At 62.8% G+C, this 14,959-nt stretch carries 12 protein-coding genes; 3 read left to right on the plus strand and 9 right to left on the minus strand.

Translation table 11 applies throughout. The annotated features are described in order from the left end of the window. Positions 1–2: 2 nt before the first annotated feature. Positions 3–1,433 (plus strand): type I glutamate--ammonia ligase, encoded by a 1,431-nt coding sequence (gene glnA / locus V1286_RS16770; RefSeq protein ID WP_334481081.1) that lies wholly within the window; start codon positions 3–5, stop codon positions 1,431–1,433. Positions 1,434–1,585: 152 nt separating this feature from the next. Here the strand turns inward: glnA and V1286_RS16775 are convergent, their stop codons facing one another. Continuing rightward, positions 1,586–3,268, minus strand: a complete 1,683-nt coding sequence (locus tag V1286_RS16775; RefSeq protein ID WP_334481082.1) for a glutamine--tRNA ligase/YqeY domain fusion protein — start codon at positions 3,266–3,268, stop codon at positions 1,586–1,588. Positions 3,269–3,410: 142 nt separating this feature from the next. On the opposite strand from V1286_RS16775, the gene gltX reads away from it, so the two are divergent. Then, positions 3,411–4,835, plus strand: a complete 1,425-nt coding sequence (gene gltX / locus V1286_RS16780; RefSeq protein ID WP_334481083.1) for a glutamate--tRNA ligase — start codon at positions 3,411–3,413, stop codon at positions 4,833–4,835. Positions 4,836–4,994: 159 nt separating this feature from the next. Continuing rightward, positions 4,995–6,299: a citrate synthase gene (gltA, locus tag V1286_RS16785; protein ID WP_334481084.1), complete on the plus strand. Its 1,305-nt coding sequence runs from the start codon at positions 4,995–4,997 to the stop codon at positions 6,297–6,299. 158 nt (positions 6,300–6,457) lie between these two features. Here the strand turns inward: gltA and lpxB are convergent, their stop codons facing one another. The 8 genes from lpxB to bamA form a co-directional block, all read right to left on the minus strand. Beyond that, positions 6,458–7,621 (minus strand): lipid-A-disaccharide synthase, encoded by a 1,164-nt coding sequence (lpxB, locus tag V1286_RS16790; protein WP_334489704.1) that lies wholly within the window; start codon positions 7,619–7,621, stop codon positions 6,458–6,460. A gap of 23 nt (positions 7,622–7,644) precedes the next feature. Next, positions 7,645–8,502 carry an LpxI family protein gene (locus V1286_RS16795; RefSeq protein WP_334481086.1) on the minus strand — a complete coding sequence of 286 codons (858 nt, stop codon included), beginning with the start codon at positions 8,500–8,502 and terminating at the stop codon, positions 7,645–7,647. A gap of 19 nt (positions 8,503–8,521) precedes the next feature. Next, positions 8,522–9,325, minus strand: coding sequence for an acyl-ACP--UDP-N-acetylglucosamine O-acyltransferase (gene lpxA, locus V1286_RS16800; RefSeq protein WP_334481088.1), 804 nt, complete (start codon positions 9,323–9,325; stop codon positions 8,522–8,524). A gap of 126 nt (positions 9,326–9,451) precedes the next feature. Next, a complete protein-coding gene (locus tag V1286_RS16805; RefSeq protein WP_334489706.1) occupies positions 9,452–9,775 on the minus strand; it encodes a hypothetical protein in 324 nt (107 codons plus the stop codon). A gap of 178 nt (positions 9,776–9,953) precedes the next feature. Next, complete coding sequence (locus tag V1286_RS16810) at positions 9,954–10,589, minus strand: histidine phosphatase family protein (protein ID WP_334481090.1); 636 nt, start codon at positions 10,587–10,589, stop codon at positions 9,954–9,956. Positions 10,590–10,727: 138 nt separating this feature from the next. Beyond that, positions 10,728–11,186: a 3-hydroxyacyl-ACP dehydratase FabZ gene (gene fabZ / locus V1286_RS16815; protein WP_334481091.1), complete on the minus strand. Its 459-nt coding sequence runs from the start codon at positions 11,184–11,186 to the stop codon at positions 10,728–10,730. Next, a complete protein-coding gene (lpxD, locus tag V1286_RS16820) occupies positions 11,186–12,253 on the minus strand; it encodes a UDP-3-O-(3-hydroxymyristoyl)glucosamine N-acyltransferase (protein ID WP_334481093.1) in 1,068 nt (355 codons plus the stop codon). Before lpxD ends, fabZ begins: the two co-directional genes overlap by 1 nt. Positions 12,254–12,392: 139 nt before the next feature. Further along, the gene (gene bamA, locus V1286_RS16825) at positions 12,393–14,921 is read right to left on the minus strand and encodes an outer membrane protein assembly factor BamA (protein ID WP_334481094.1); all 2,529 of its coding nucleotides are present in this window, start codon (positions 14,919–14,921) and stop codon (positions 12,393–12,395) included. Positions 14,922–14,959 lie beyond the last annotated feature (38 nt).

Genomic DNA, 14,959 nt, shown 5'->3' on the forward strand with positions numbered 1-14,959 from the left:
CCATGTTTCCGAAGTGTGCAACAGCCGAAGATCTCGTGAAGGCGATCAGGGAAGAGGAGGTGCAGATGATCGATCTGCGCTTCACCGACTTGCCTGGCGTGTGGCAGCATTTTTCCGTCCCGCCGGGTGCAGCTGATATCGATGCTCTCAGCGAAGGCATTGGATTCGACGGCTCATCCATCCGCGGCTTCCAGGAAATTCAGGAAAGCGACATGCTGGTCGTGCCCGACCCGACCACAGCCTTCCTTGACCCGTATTCCCCTGCATCGACCCTGGTCCTGATCTGCAACATCAGGGATCCCGTGACCGGTCAACCCTATAGCCGTGACGCCCGTTACATCGCCCAGAAGGCCGAAACTTACCTGAAGGGCAGCGGCCTCGCCGATACGAGCTACTTCGGCCCTGAGGCGGAGTTCTTCGTGTTCGACGACGTGCGCTACGGGCAGGGCATCAATTTCGCCTTCCACGAAATCGATTCCAGCGAAGGCAGTTGGAATAGCGGCAAAGAGGAAGAGCCGAATCTGGGCCACAAGCCGCGCCCGAAGGAGGGATACTTTCCGGTTCCCCCGACCGACAGCATGCAGGCTCTCCGCACCGAAATGGTGCTGACGATGCAACAGCTGGGCATACAGATCGAAGCCCATCACCATGAAGTCGCGACCGGCGGCCAGAACGAGATCGACATGCGCTTCACTACGCTCACCCGTATGGCGGACAATCTGATGATCTACAAATACGTGGTGAAGAACACCGCCCGCGAGCACGGCATGACCGCAACGTTCATGCCGAAGCCGCTGTTCGAGGACAATGCCTCGGGGATGCACGTTCACCAGTCCCTGTGGAAGGGCGAGACCAATCTGTTCTACGACAAGGGCGACTATGCCGAGTTGAGCCAGCTCGGCCGCTACTACATCGGCGGCCTGTTGACCCACGCCTGGGCGTTGTGCGGGCTTTGCGCCCCCACCACGAACTCCTATCGGCGCCTGGTGCCGGGCTACGAAGCTCCGATCAATCTGGTCTATTCTCAGCGCAACCGCTCAGCCTGCTGCCGGATTCCGATGTATTCGCCGAACCCGCGGGCAAAGCGGGTTGAGTTTCGCTCACCGGATCCCTCCTGCAATCCCTATCTGGCCTTTGCCGCGATGCTGATGGCCGGCCTTGACGGCATCAACAGCCGGATCGATCCGGGCAGCCCGATCGACAAGAACCTTTATGACCTGCCGCCCGCCGAGGCGAAGGACGTGAAGTCGACACCCGGATCACTGGATCAGGCGCTTGACGCGCTCGAACGCGATCACGCTTTCCTGCTCCGCGGCGATGTGTTCACCGGCGACGTGATCGAGACCTGGCTCGACTACAAGCGCAAGAAAGAGATCGATCCGATCCGGCTGCGTCCTCATCCTTACGAGTTTCATTTGTATTACGACATCTAGAACGGGATGACGCAGGGACCGTGTCATGACACGCAACCGGCTTACGGCTCAATCAGCGGCGTCTTCGACGAAACGTGATGGCTGACGATTTTCCATTCGCTTGCGGAGAGATGGTGGGCACGCTTTGCTTTGCCCACCCACCCTACGCAGCCTCAGCCCTTCCCGCCGACTTCCTTCGCAAAGGTGTCGCGCAGGCCGATGGTGCGGTTGAACACGGGCTTGCCGGGCATCGAATCCTTGTCGCGCACGAAATAGCCCTGCCGTTCGAACTGCATCACCTCGCCCGAATTATCAGCGGCCACCGAAGGTTCGATGCGCGCGTCGGGCAATACTTCCAGCGACTCCGGATTGAGGTCGGCGGCGAAATTCGCAGCATTCGGGCTCGGGTTCGCGAACAGCTGATTGTAGACGCGGATTTCCGCCGGCACCGACTGCGCGGCCGACAGCCAGTGCATGGTGGCCTTGACCTTGCGTCCATCAGGCGCGTTGCCGCCCTTGGTGGCGGGATCGTAGGTGCAGCGGAGTTCGACGACTTCGCCTGCATCGTTCTTGATGACGCCGGTGCATTTGACGAAATAGGCGTAGCGCAGCCGCACTTCATTTCCCGGCGACAGGCGGAAGAACTTCTTCGGCGGGTTCTCCATGAAATCGTCGCGCTCGATATAGAGCTCGCGGCCGAATGAAATCTTTCGCGTGCCGGCGGCGGGATCGTCGGGATGGTTGACGGCCTCCAGCTCCTCGAGCTGGCCTTCCGGATAATTCTCGATCACGACCTTCAAGGGCCGCAGCACCGCCATCCGCCGCTGCGCAGTCTTGTTCAGGTGCTCGCGAATGCAGAATTCCAGCATGCCGACATCGACCACGCTGTTGGCTTTAGCCACCCCGATGCGCTTGACGAATTCGCGCACCGCCGCCGGCGGCACGCCGCGCCGCTTCAACCCGGCAATGGTCGGCATGCGCGGATCATCCCATCCCAAAACGTGACCGTCACGCACGAGCTGCGTCAGCACGCGCTTCGACAGCAGCGTATAGGTCAGGCTCAGCCGGGCGAATTCGTACTGCCGCGGTTTTGAGGGCACCGGCAGCTTGTCGAGCAGCCATTCATAGAGCGGCCGGTGGTCCTCGAATTCCAGCGTGCAGATCGAGTGCGTGATGCCTTCGATCGCGTCCGACTGGCCGTGGGCATAGTCGTAGCTCGGATAGATCGACCATTTGGTGCCGGTGCGCGGATGCTCGGCATGCAGGATGCGGTAGAGCACGGGGTCGCGCAGGTTGATGTTGCCGGCGGCCATGTCGATCCTGGCGCGCAGCACGCGGGTGCCGTTCGGGAATTCACCCGCCTTCATGCGCCTGAAGAGGTCGAGGTTTTCTTCCACCGTGCGGTCGCGGAAGGGCGAGTTCTTGCCGGGTTCCGTCAGCGTGCCGCGGTTGACGCGGATTTCCTCCTGCGACTGGTCGTCGACATAGGCGTGGCCGGCCTTGATCAGGCCTTCCGCCCAGTCGTACAGGCGCTCGAAATAGTCGGAAGCGTAATAGAGATCGGTTCCCCAGTCATAGCCGAGCCAGTGCACGTCGGCCTGGATGGAATCGATATATTCCTGCTCTTCCTTGGTCGGGTTGGTGTCGTCGAAGCGCAGATGGCACTTGCCGGCGAACTCCTGCGCGATGCCGAAATTAAGGGCAATGGACTTGGCATGGCCGATGTGCAGGTAGCCGTTCGGCTCCGGCGGGAATCGGGTCACGATCCGGCTGTGTTTTTTGGAGGAGAGATCGGCCTGCACGATGTCGCGGATGAAATCGCGCCCCGCCTCTGCCGCTACCGGTTCTGTGGTCATCCTGGGTTCCTGTTAGGGATTGGCGAACCTTCTGCCAAATTCGCCCTTGTGAGCCAAGCCTACTTTGCCAATGGCCAGGCTTTAGTTATGCAATGTTCCTGCTATACACCACCGCCAATTCACCCCTCAGCCCGCCCGGTAAATGACTGATCCCGTCGTCACACGCTTTGCCCCCTCGCCCACCGGCTTCCTCCACATCGGGGGCGCCCGCACCGCGCTGTTCAACTGGCTTTACGCCAGGAAGACCGGCGGCAAGATGCTGCTGCGGATCGAGGATACCGATCGCGAGCGCTCGACCGAGCCTGCGATTGCAGCCATTCTCGACGGCTTGAAGTGGCTCGAGCTCGATTGGGACGGCGAGGTCATCTACCAGTTCAGCCGCGTCGCCCGCCACCGCGAGGCCGCCGAGCAATTGCTGGCCAGCGGCAAGGCTTACCGCTGCTACGCCACCGCGGAGGAACTGACGGCGATGCGCGAGAAGGCGCGCGCCGAGGGCCGCACCCGCCTCTATGACGGACTGTGGCGGGACCGCGATCCGGCAGAGGCGCCTGAAGGCATGAAGCCGACCATCCGCCTCAAGGCCCCGCAGACCGGCGAGACCGTGATCGAGGACCAGGTTCAGGGCCGCGTGGTCTGGCAGAACGAGAACCTCGACGATCTCGTGCTGCTGCGTGGCGACGGCAACCCGACCTACATGCTGGCTGTCGTGGTCGACGACCATGACATGGGTGTCACCCACGTCATCCGCGGCGACGACCATCTGATCAACGCCGCGCGGCAGAAGCAGATCTACGACGCGCTCGGCTGGGACATCCCGAACATGTCCCACATCCCGCTGATCCACGGGCCGGACGGCGCAAAACTGTCGAAGCGTCATGGCGCACTCGGGGTCGAGGCCTACCGCGCCATGGGATATCTACCGGCGGCGCTGCGCAATTACCTGGTCCGGCTCGGCTGGAGCCATGGCGACCAGGAAATCTTCTCGACGCAGGAAATGATCGACGCCTTCGACCTGTCGGCGATCGGGCGCTCCGCGGCGCGGTTCGATTTCGCGAAACTTGAGAACCTCAACGGCCACTACATCCGCCAGGCCGATGACGCTGAACTGGTGTCCCAGTTCGAGGGCGTACTGGATTACGTCCCCGAAGGCGCCGAGCTGAAGGCAAAACTCAACGACACCACCCGCGCGCAATTGTTGCGGGCGATGCCGAGCCTGAAGGAGCGCGCCAAGACGCTGATCGAGCTGATCTCGGGCGCCTACTTCATCTTCGCCGACCGTCCGCTTGAGGTCGAGCCGAAGGCCGCCGCCATGCTGACGCCGGAAACCCGCATCCTGATCGGCCAGCTCCGGACCGCGCTCGAGACCGTCACCGACTGGCGCGCCGAGACCGCGGAAGCCGCCATGCGGAATTTCGCAGAGCAGAACAACCTCAAGCTCGGCGCCGTCGCCCAGCCACTCCGGGTGGCGTTGACCGGACGCACGACTTCGCCGGGAATTTTCGATGTTTTGGCGGTGCTGGGGCGGGAGGAATGCCTCGCCCGCCTGGCCGATCAGGTGGCGAATTAAGCCCCTACCATATGGGGGTCCGCGGCCATCTTGCAGTGCACAGGGCAATAAGCTACGCCTTTGGCGCCGCTTCTAGACAATCCGGCTTCCCTTGCTGCTGCCGCGAAATGGCACAAGGGTCGGCGCGGTTTTTCGTAACGATTTCATCGGGGATTCACGATGGACGCAAAATCCAGCAACAAGACTGCAACGCTCACGGTAGGCAACAAGACCTACGATTTCCCGATCCTCAGCGGCACGGTGGGGCCTGATGTCATCGACATCGCCAAGCTCTACGCCCAGGCCGGGATGTTCACCTACGACCCCGGGTTTACCTCCACCGGAAGCTGCCAGTCGAAGATCACCTATATCGACGGCGACGCCGGCATTCTCGAATACCGCGGCTACCCGATCGAGCAGCTCGCCGAGAAGGGCGACTTCCTCGAGACCTGCTACTTGCTGCTTTACGGGGAGCTTCCGACGCCGGCCCAGAAGCAGGATTTCGACAGCCGCGTGATCCATCACACCATGGTTCACGAGCAGATGGCCCGCTTCTTCCAGGGTTTCCGCCGCGACGCCCATCCGATGGCGATCATGGTTGCCGCCGTCGGCGCGCTGGCCGCGTTCTATCACGATAGCACCGACATCAACGATCCGAAGCAGCGCATGATCGCGTCGATGCGGATGATCGCGAAGGTGCCGACGCTGGCCGCGATGGCCTTCAAATACACCATCGGCCAGCCCTTCATGTACCCGAAGAACTCGCTCTCCTTTGCCGAGAACTTCCTGCACATGTGCTTCGCGGTGCCGTGCGAGGAATACAAGATCAATCCGGTGCTGGCTGACGCGCTCGACAAGATCTTCATTCTGCACGCCGACCACGAGCAGAATGCCTCGACCTCGACGGTGCGTATCGCCGGCTCCTCCGGCGCCAACCCGTTCGCCTGCATCGCCGCCGGCATCGCCTGCCTGTGGGGTCCGGCGCATGGCGGCGCCAATGAAGCCGCGCTCGCGATGCTCGCCGAGATCGGTTCGGTCGACAACATCCCGGAATTCATCGCCAAGGTGAAGGACAAGAACAGCGAAGTCCGCCTGATGGGCTTCGGCCACCGCGTCTACAAGAACTACGATCCGCGCGCCAAGATCATGCAGAAGATGTGTCACGCCGTGCTGGCCGAGACCGGCCATGGCGACGATCCGATGCTGAAGGTCGCGCTGGAATTGGAAAAGATCGCGCTCTCCGACCAGTACTTCATCGACCGCAAGCTCTATCCGAACGTCGACTTCTATTCGGGCATCACGCTGAAGGCGATGGGCTTCCCGACCTCGATGTTCACCGTGCTGTTCGCGGTCGCCCGCACCGTCGGCTGGATCAGCCAGTGGAGCGAGATGATCGAGGACCCGCAGCAGAAGATCGGCCGTCCGCGCCAGCTCTACACCGGCGTCGCCCGCCGCGATTACGTCGATATCGCGAAGCGGAAGTAAGCGCTGGTCGCACGACAATTCGGAAAAGCCGGATGCGCTCGTCGCGTCCGGCTTTTTCTTGTAGGGTGGGCAAAGCGAAGCGTGCCCACCATGGCGGACCACTTGAGGAGAGATGGTGGGCACGCTTCGCTTTGCCCACCCTACAAAACTACCGAAACCTACCCCCGCCGCGCCTGCCACATCGTCGCCAGCACGATATCGGCGGCGCGGGCGCTGGGTGGCTGGTGGCCGGTCGACATGATCCCGTCGATCTTGGCGAAGGCCTCGAGTTGCTTTCGTCGTGACTCAGAATCGCTCAACACCTCGCGCAGCGCGGCTGCGAGTTTTTCCGGGGTGCAGTCTTCCTGCAGAAATTCGGGAATGACGTTCTCGCCGATCACGAGATTGGCCAGGATCACCGAGTTCACCTTGATGGCGCGGCGCAGGATCCAGGCCTCCATTGTGCCGGTCCGGTAGGCCGTCACCATCGGCACCCCGGCCAGTGCCAGCTCCAGCGTCACCGTGCCGGATTTGGCCAGCGCCGCATGCGCGATCCGGAACTTGGCCCGCTTCTCCTGCTCGCCGATCACGACCTGGGGCTGCACCGGCCAGCCCTTCACCGCGTCCACGACCGCCTCCTGCAGATGCGGCATGGTCGGCAGCACCAGTTCGAACGTCACGCCCTGCTCCTGCAGCCGAGCGACCGCCTGACCAAACACTGCCATGTGGTGGCGGATTTCGCTGCGCCGGCTTCCCGGCAGCACCAGCAGAACCGGCGGCGATTCCGTCCGCCGCGCGGCTTCATCCACGTTCGGGCGCAGCTGAGTCAGCTGCTCGGTCAGGGGATGGCCGACATAGCTGCAGGGCGGCCCGTGCAGCCTGCGATAGGCCTCGGGTTCGAACGGCAGCAGCGCCAGCACGTGATCGACATATTTCACCATCGCGCGCGCCCGCCCGGGCCGCCATGCCCAGACCGAGGGCGACACATAGTCGACGATCGGAATCCCGGGGTCCTTGGCGCGAACGCGTTTGGCGACGCGATGGGTGAAGTCCGGACTGTCGATGATGACGAGAATATCCGGCGCCGCCTCCGTCACCGCGATGGCCGTTTCCTTGATCAGGCCCAGGATCTTCGGCAGGTCCTTGACGACGGCGGCAAGCCCGATGATCGACAGCTCTTCGATCGGAAACAGCGACTCCAGGCCTTCGCGCGCCATCGCACGGCCGCCGACGCCTTCGAACTGCACCCCGTCGCCAAGGCGCTGGCGCAGCACTTTCATCAAATTGGCGCCGAGGCGATCGCCGGACTCTTCCGTCGCGATCAGAAATATCCTCCGCTCCATCCCGGCGGTGGTGCGAGACGGCGTCACGCTGATAAGCCCTGGATGAACAGGCCGGCGCTATCAGCGGCCTCGATCAAGGCTTGCGAGTCCGCGGCAATCGTATGGCCGGCGATCACGGCGATGCCGGCGAGCCCGGCCTTGGCTGCGCCCTCGATGGTCTTGGCGCCCACGGCCGGCAGGTCGAAGCGCAAATCCTGGCCGCTCTTGGGCGCCTTCACCAGCACGCCGCGGCCGGATTTGGCGCGAATGCGCCCGGCCTCACGCAGCCGCGCCACGCGAACCAACAGCCCGTCAGTGCCCTCGATGTCCTCGACCGCCACCACGTGCCCGTCGATCACGACCACGGCCTGGCCGATGTCGAAGGGCCCGAGCGCGCCGAGCACCTCCCGCCCCTTGGCGATGTCAGCGGCGGCAACGGCATCGGGCGCGGCGCGGGCGATGTTTCCCTCCGGCATCAGAATATCGGGGGCGACATCCCGGATACCGACCATCCGAAAACCGTCCTGTTCGAGGATGCGGCCGATCCCCGACAGAAGATGATCGTCGCCGCCGCGAAACGCCGCCCAGACGCGGCCGAGCACGCGGATCGTTCCCCAGTCCAGCCGGATTTCCGACAGCGCCGGGCGCAGCAGCGTGCCGATGAAGATCAGGTCGCGGCAGCCCTCGCTGCGGAACAGTTTTGTGGCGCGGCCGAGTTGCCCGACCGAGATCCAGTGATGGCGGAAGCGCTCGACGCGCGCCGGATCGCAGGCGCCGCGCAGCGCGAACAGCACCGGCGCGATCCCGCGCCGGCTAAGCGAATCCGCCACCGCGAACGGCATGGCGCCGCCGCCTGCGATGACGCCGACCGGTGATGAAATGTCAGAAGCCGCGGAAATCATGGCTGCGGCGATCCCGTCATCAATGCTTGTTGCCGCTATCGGCCGGAAGACAGAGCGCGCGATGCTTGCCTTGCGCGATGAAGGCGAGGATTTCGGCGATCGCCGGATCCTCTGCAGCGAGCGGCTGCACTGAATTCAGCCGCTCGGCAAAGATGCCGGGGCCGTGAAACAGGCTTTGATAGAACGCGCGCACTTTCGCCAGCCGCTCCTTGGTGAACTTGCGGCGCTTCATGCCGATGATGTTCAACCCTTCGAGAGCAGCATACTGACCGTTGGCGAGGCCGAATGGAATGATATCTCCGCGCACGCCGCAGACGCCGCCGACCATCACCTGCGGCCCGATCCGGGTTAGCTGGTGCACGGCGGAGAGCCCGCCGATATAGACGAAATCGCCGATCTCGCAGTGACCGCCCAGCGTCGCCGAGGTCGCAAAGATCACGTTATTGCCGACCATGCAGTCGTGACCGACGTGGCTGTTGTTCATGAAGTAGCCGCCATCACCGACACGAGTCAGCCCGCCGCCTTTCACGGTGCCGACATTCATGGTCACGCCTTCGCGAATGGTGCAGCCGGAGCCGATTTCGAGCCGCGTCGGCTCGCCGCGATAGCTCAGGTCTTGCGGCGCCCCTCCGAGCACCGCGAAAGGCGAGATCGTGCAATCAGCGCCGATGGACGTATGACCCATCACATGCACATGCGCAATCAGATTGCAGCTTTCGCCTATCACGACGTTCCGGCCGATAATGCAATAGGGACCGATTGTCGTCCCCTCGCCGATCACAGCGCCATCCTCAACCCGCGCGGTTGGATCGATCGTACCCATCAAGCAGCCCAGCCCATCCGTTACGCGCGAATATCGCGCGTTTTCCGGTGGTTAGCGCGGCATCCGAATACTGTCCAGTGACGTATCTTTACGTCATGTTGCGGCACGCTGGCATCAAGAATGTCATCAGGTCATGCTACCAGGCAGGAAGCAGCGAATCGAAATCCCGTAGGCTCCCTTGATCGGCCAGACCATGGTCCGGCCGGCGCGGTTTGGCTCGGTGATGACGGCATCGTCGGGGACGTCGATCCATTGGCCCTCAAGCCGCACCCGGTAGTGACCATCCCTGGATTCCCAATCGACATCGGCGACGGCCGAGCCATCAGCATCGGAGCAACATGGCCCCTTTCCGCTTCTGAGGCTGTCGAACCAGGACTTTAGCGGGGAGTTGGCGTAGCGGCCATCATCGCGGGCCGTTGCAACCCCGACAAGAACAGCGGTTGAGGCCATCAGCGCTACGGCAGTTCTGAGAGATTTCATGCGGCCCGTCTCGGCAACCACAATACCCACCGACCTACAAACCTGTCGGGAGGCTGAAGTTCCCTCGCGTTCAGCAGATATTATGTGCATCGATCGGAGATCACACGGCCGCCTCCCGCGCAGGCACCGGTCCAGGCGAGACCGAAATCTAGCTACCGGCCTGCGCAATCCATTCGCCAGGCTGCACCCGCGTAACCAGGACAGCCGGCCCCGAGTTGCTGATCTTGTAGACGAGCGCCTCGCCTTCGCGGATATCCGCAAATTCCTTGCCGAAGGCGTCGGTGACGTTGGTCTTGTGTGTCACCGCCAGATTATTGGCGCCGGCTTTCGGAGGCGCGTTGACGAGATCGCGCACGGCGCGTCCAGCCTTGGCGTTCTTGCCGTCGGGGTTCGCCATTCCAGACGCGCTGCCGGCGCTGCTGTCGGTCAACTCATCCACGGGCGACACATCCTTGCCGCCGATGAGTTTGCCGGTTTCAACCGCCCGATTCAGCCGGCTTGTGTAGACTTCGCCGATCGGCACGCCCAATTTCTTCAGCGCTGCCCCAAGCTCGCGCGCCAGCTCGCGGCCCTTTTCGCTCAGTTGCCGCTGCGCACTCATGTCGTCGAATTTGAAGGGGTAGATGTCCTTCTGGCTATCGTCGGTAGCGCCGTGCCGAAAAACGATGACATAGCCACCACCCTTGAGGGACGATACGAGGCCGCCCAGATCTGCCGCGTAACTTTGCGGCGACATCAGCAGAAAAATGACCAAACACGAAATAATAGACGCAAGCTTGCTCAAGGAACGCCTCCGTTAAAAATGAAGCGTGGTCCCAAACCCGAATTATTCGGAAAATGTCGTCAAGCGACCTCGGCGGGGTCCCACTACCAACGATTGAATAAAGATAGCAGGAAGACGTCCGTTGTGTGACGGATGAATTCAATCCGTCAGCATTGCGCCGACGTCGGCCTCCGCGACCACGCTGCCATTCACCTTGGCGTCGCCGTGAAACCACCACATCGCCTTGCGGCGGCCGATCGAGCGCATGTGGTACTCGATGGTGTCGCCGGGCATCACCGGCTTGCGGAATTTGCACTTGTCGATGGTGAGGAAATAAACCGCGCGCGGCTTCTCGGTGCCCTCGACCGACTTGATGCCGATGACGCCGGCGGTCTGCGCCATGGCCTCGATCATCATCACGCCGGGATAGACCGGACGATCGGGAAAGTGGCCGAGGAACGGCGGCTCGTTGAAGGTGACGTTCTTGATGCCGATACCGCTGTAATCGGTCCGGATCTTGATCACCCGGTCGATCAGCAGCATCGGATAACGATGCGGGAGCGTCTTGAGGATCTCGTTGATATCCACGAGTTCGAATCTGACCGCTGCCTCCTCCATCACTCCTGCCCCTCGCCTTTCGGACCGGCCGTGCCGCCCTGCGCCAGTCGCTCCACCGCAACAATCTCCCTGAACCACTGCTTGGTCGGTTTGGCAAAATGGCCGCCCCAGCGACCATTGGGCGGAATGTCGTCCTTGACCGCACTCATGGCCGTTACCTGGGCGCCGTCGCCGATCTTGAGGTGGTTGTTGATGCCCACCTTCGCACCCAGCGCGACGTTGTCACCGATCGTCAGGCTGCCTGCGAGCCCGATCTGGGCCGCGAGCAGGCAGTGCCTGCCGATGGTTACATTGTGGCCGATCTGGACCTGATTGTCGATTTTGGTGCCCTCGCCGATCACCGTATCCCGCAGGCTGCCGCGGTCGATGGTGGTGCCGGCGCCGACCTCGACATCGTTCTGGATCAGGACCCGGCCGGTCTGCGGCACCTTGATGTGCCCCTCGGGGCCGAAGAAGATGAAGCCATAGCCGTCCTGACCGATGCTGCAGGCGGGATGAATCAGGACGTTGTTGCCGATCAGGGCGAACTGGATCGCGGTGCGAGCGCCGACATTGCAGTCGCGGCCGATCTTGACGTCGGCGCCGATCACCGCGCCCGCGCCGATCACGGTGCCGGCGCCGATCTCGACCCTGGGGCCGATCACCGCGAGCGGATCGACGATGACGCCATCCTCCAGATGGGCCGACGGGTCGATGATCGCCGATGGCGCGATGCCGTCATTGTCGAACCAGGATTGCGGACGAAGCGCGTCCGCATGCCACTCGCGCGCCAGCTTCACGAAGGCGCGGAACGGCTGGCTGGCCCGCAATACCGCCACATGGGCGGGCACCTGGGCCTCGAAACGCGGGCTGACGAGAACGGCCCCAGCCTTGGTCACCTTGAGCTGATCGGCGTATTTGAGGTTGTCGAAGAACGCCAGATGCATGGGGCCGGCTTCGTCGAGCGAAGCGAGGCCCCTGATCACATGACCGCCCCGTGTGGGGTCGACCAATACCGCTCCCGTCAACGCGGCCAGCTCGGTCAGCGTCGAGGAAGGGGGTTGCTTGAAAAATATCGGCTGCGCCATTCCACCCGTCGCAGTCCGGCCGGCCTTCACACCGGAGCGCCGGCTCCGAAAAACGGAGCCGAACCCTCCTCTTGTTCCCTGGCATTCTCGTCACGCGGACCCGAGCCGGATCGATCGGGTCCGTTCGCTTCAAGATACCTTAGAACGATGTGCCGCCGCCAAACTTGAATTCTTGCACGCGGTCGAACTGACCCTTGGTAAGCGGAACCGCATAGTCGAAGCGCAGCGGACCGAACGGCGAGGCCCAGATCAAGCCGACACCGACCGAGGTGCGGACCACATTGCCGTTGTCGTACTGCAATCCCAAACACGTTCCGGGATTGGCATTGGTCGTCGCCGTCGCCTGCGTCGGCGGCACGCAACCAGGCACATTGACTTCGCCCGTCTGCGCCCAGGACGTCGGCCCCTTGTAGTCGAACAGTCCGCCGGCGTCGGCATAGACCGAGCCCTTGAGCCCGACTTCCTTCGGCAGGAACCAGAACGGCATCTGCAGTTCGAACGAAGCGCCCCAGTACTTGGTGCCGCCGAGTGCGTCACGCGTGCCGAACGGATTGAGATCGCGCGGACCGATGCCGTTAGGCGCAAAACCGCGAACCAGGTTCGGTCCCATCTGGAAATGATCCAGCATGCGCAGCTCGCTGCCGCCGAACTGGTTCAGCATGCCGCCCTGGAGATGGATCAGTCCGACGATATCGGCGACCAGCGGGCTGTAGTACTTCGCGTCGATCGCCGACTTGATGTACTTCACGTCGCCGCCGACACCGGCGAAGTCCTGCTTCCAGTCGACCAGCAAGCCGTCGGTCGGGTTCTTGTTGTTATCCAGCGTGTTGTAGTTCAGCGAGTAGCCGACCGACGAGGTCAGCGCCTTGCCGCTCTGCAGTTCCCTGCGGATCGGCAGCGAGGCTTCGCCGTCGAAGTAGCAGCCGAGACCGTTTGTGGATGTCAGGTCAATCCCGTTCGCGTTCGCGAAGGCGGGGCTTGGATTGAACGCGAGCAGCGAGTTCGCTGGATTGTTGTTGCAGTTCGCAAGGTTGTTCGGCAGCGAGATTTCCTGCTGATAGATCGAGTAGCGCAACTGCAGCGCAAGATCTTCCCGCAGGGTGAAGCCGAGCCGAGGGCTGAAGCCCGCCGTCTTGGTGCCGTAGGAGATGTAGCTGTTGGCCAATTGCTCGCGATAAAACAAATCGAGGCCGAGGGCGACGCGGTAGTCCAGCAGATAAGGTTCGACGAACGACAGCGAACCGCCGCGCGCGTACTGGCCGTAGGTCACGGCCGCCTTCGCATACAGGCCACGGCCGAGGAAGTTGCGCTCGGAGATGCTGACTTCGGCCAATGCACCGTCCGTGGTCGAATAGCCGCCCGACACCGAGAAGTCGCCGGTCGACTTCTCCTCGAGATCGACGATCAGGATCACGCGATCGGTCGACGAGCCCGGCTCGGTCAGGATCTTCACGCTCTTGAAGAAGTCGAGGTTCTTCAGCCGGCGCTCGGCACGATCGACCAGCGCGCGGTTGTAGGCATCGCCTTCGGACAGGTCGAACTCGCGGCGAATCACGTAGTCGCGGGTGCGGGTGTTGCCGCGGACGTTGATGCGCTCGATATAGGTTCGCGGGCCCTCATCGACGGCGAACACGATCGAAACGGTGTGCGCTTCGAAATTGCGATCGCCGCGCGGGCGCACCACAGCGAAGGCATAACCGCGCCGCGAGGCCTCGATCTGCATTTCCTCGACGGACTTCTCAAGCGCCTCGGCATTGTAGACTGAGCCGACGTTGACGCGCGAGAAGCTGCGCATCGAGGCGGCATCGAGGGTCGCGATGGAGGTCTGGAAGTCGACGGAGGCAACGCGATATTGCTGCCCCTCATCGATCTTGAAGGTGACGAGGAAGCCCTTCTTCTCGGGGTCATACTCGGTCAGTGCGGCGACCACCTGCACGTCGGCATAACCGTTCTTGAGGTAGAAGCGGCGAATCAGATCGCGGTCGGCCTCGACCCGGTCGGGATCGTAGACGTCGGCGCCGCCGAGGAAGCTCAAGAGGTTGGATTCGCGCGTCTTGATGACGTCCTTCAGGCGATAGGCCGAATAGGCGACGTTGCCGACGAACTCGATCGACTTGATGCCTGTCTTGGTGCCTTCGGTGACCGTGAAGATCAGATCGACGCGGTTGTTCGGCTGCTCGATGATTTCAGGGGTGACGCGCACGTCATAGCGGCCGGAGCGCCGGTAGATTTCGGTGATGCGCTGGGCGTCCGACTGAACCATCGGACGCGAGAACGTGCCGCGCGGCTTGGACTGGATTTCAGCCGAAAGCTGCTCGTCCTTGACCTTCTTGTTACCTTCGAAGGCGATGCGCCCGATCACGGCGTTTTCGACCACGGTCACGACCAGCCGGCCGCCCACCTGGTTGATTCGCACGTCCTGGAACAGGCCGGTCTCGATCAGGGCCTTGAGGCCGTCGTCGATCTGGGCCTGCCCGAGCCGGCCGCCGGGGCCTGGCTTGAAATAGGAACGGATGGTCTCGACCTCGACACGCCGGTTCCCCTCAACGGAGATCGACGCCACGGTCTGGGCCGAAGCCGGCGCAGACACCAGCGCGCTCCCCATCGGCGCGGCCACCATGATCAGAGCGCCCAGCAGAGCCCCCCGCACTCGCATTCCCAACATCATGCGCAACGCGCCCTCGTCATTGCACTGCCGGCTCGTAC

It is taken from the genome of Bradyrhizobium algeriense, assembly GCF_036924595.1.
Lineage (GTDB): Bacteria > Pseudomonadota > Alphaproteobacteria > Rhizobiales > Xanthobacteraceae > Bradyrhizobium > Bradyrhizobium algeriense.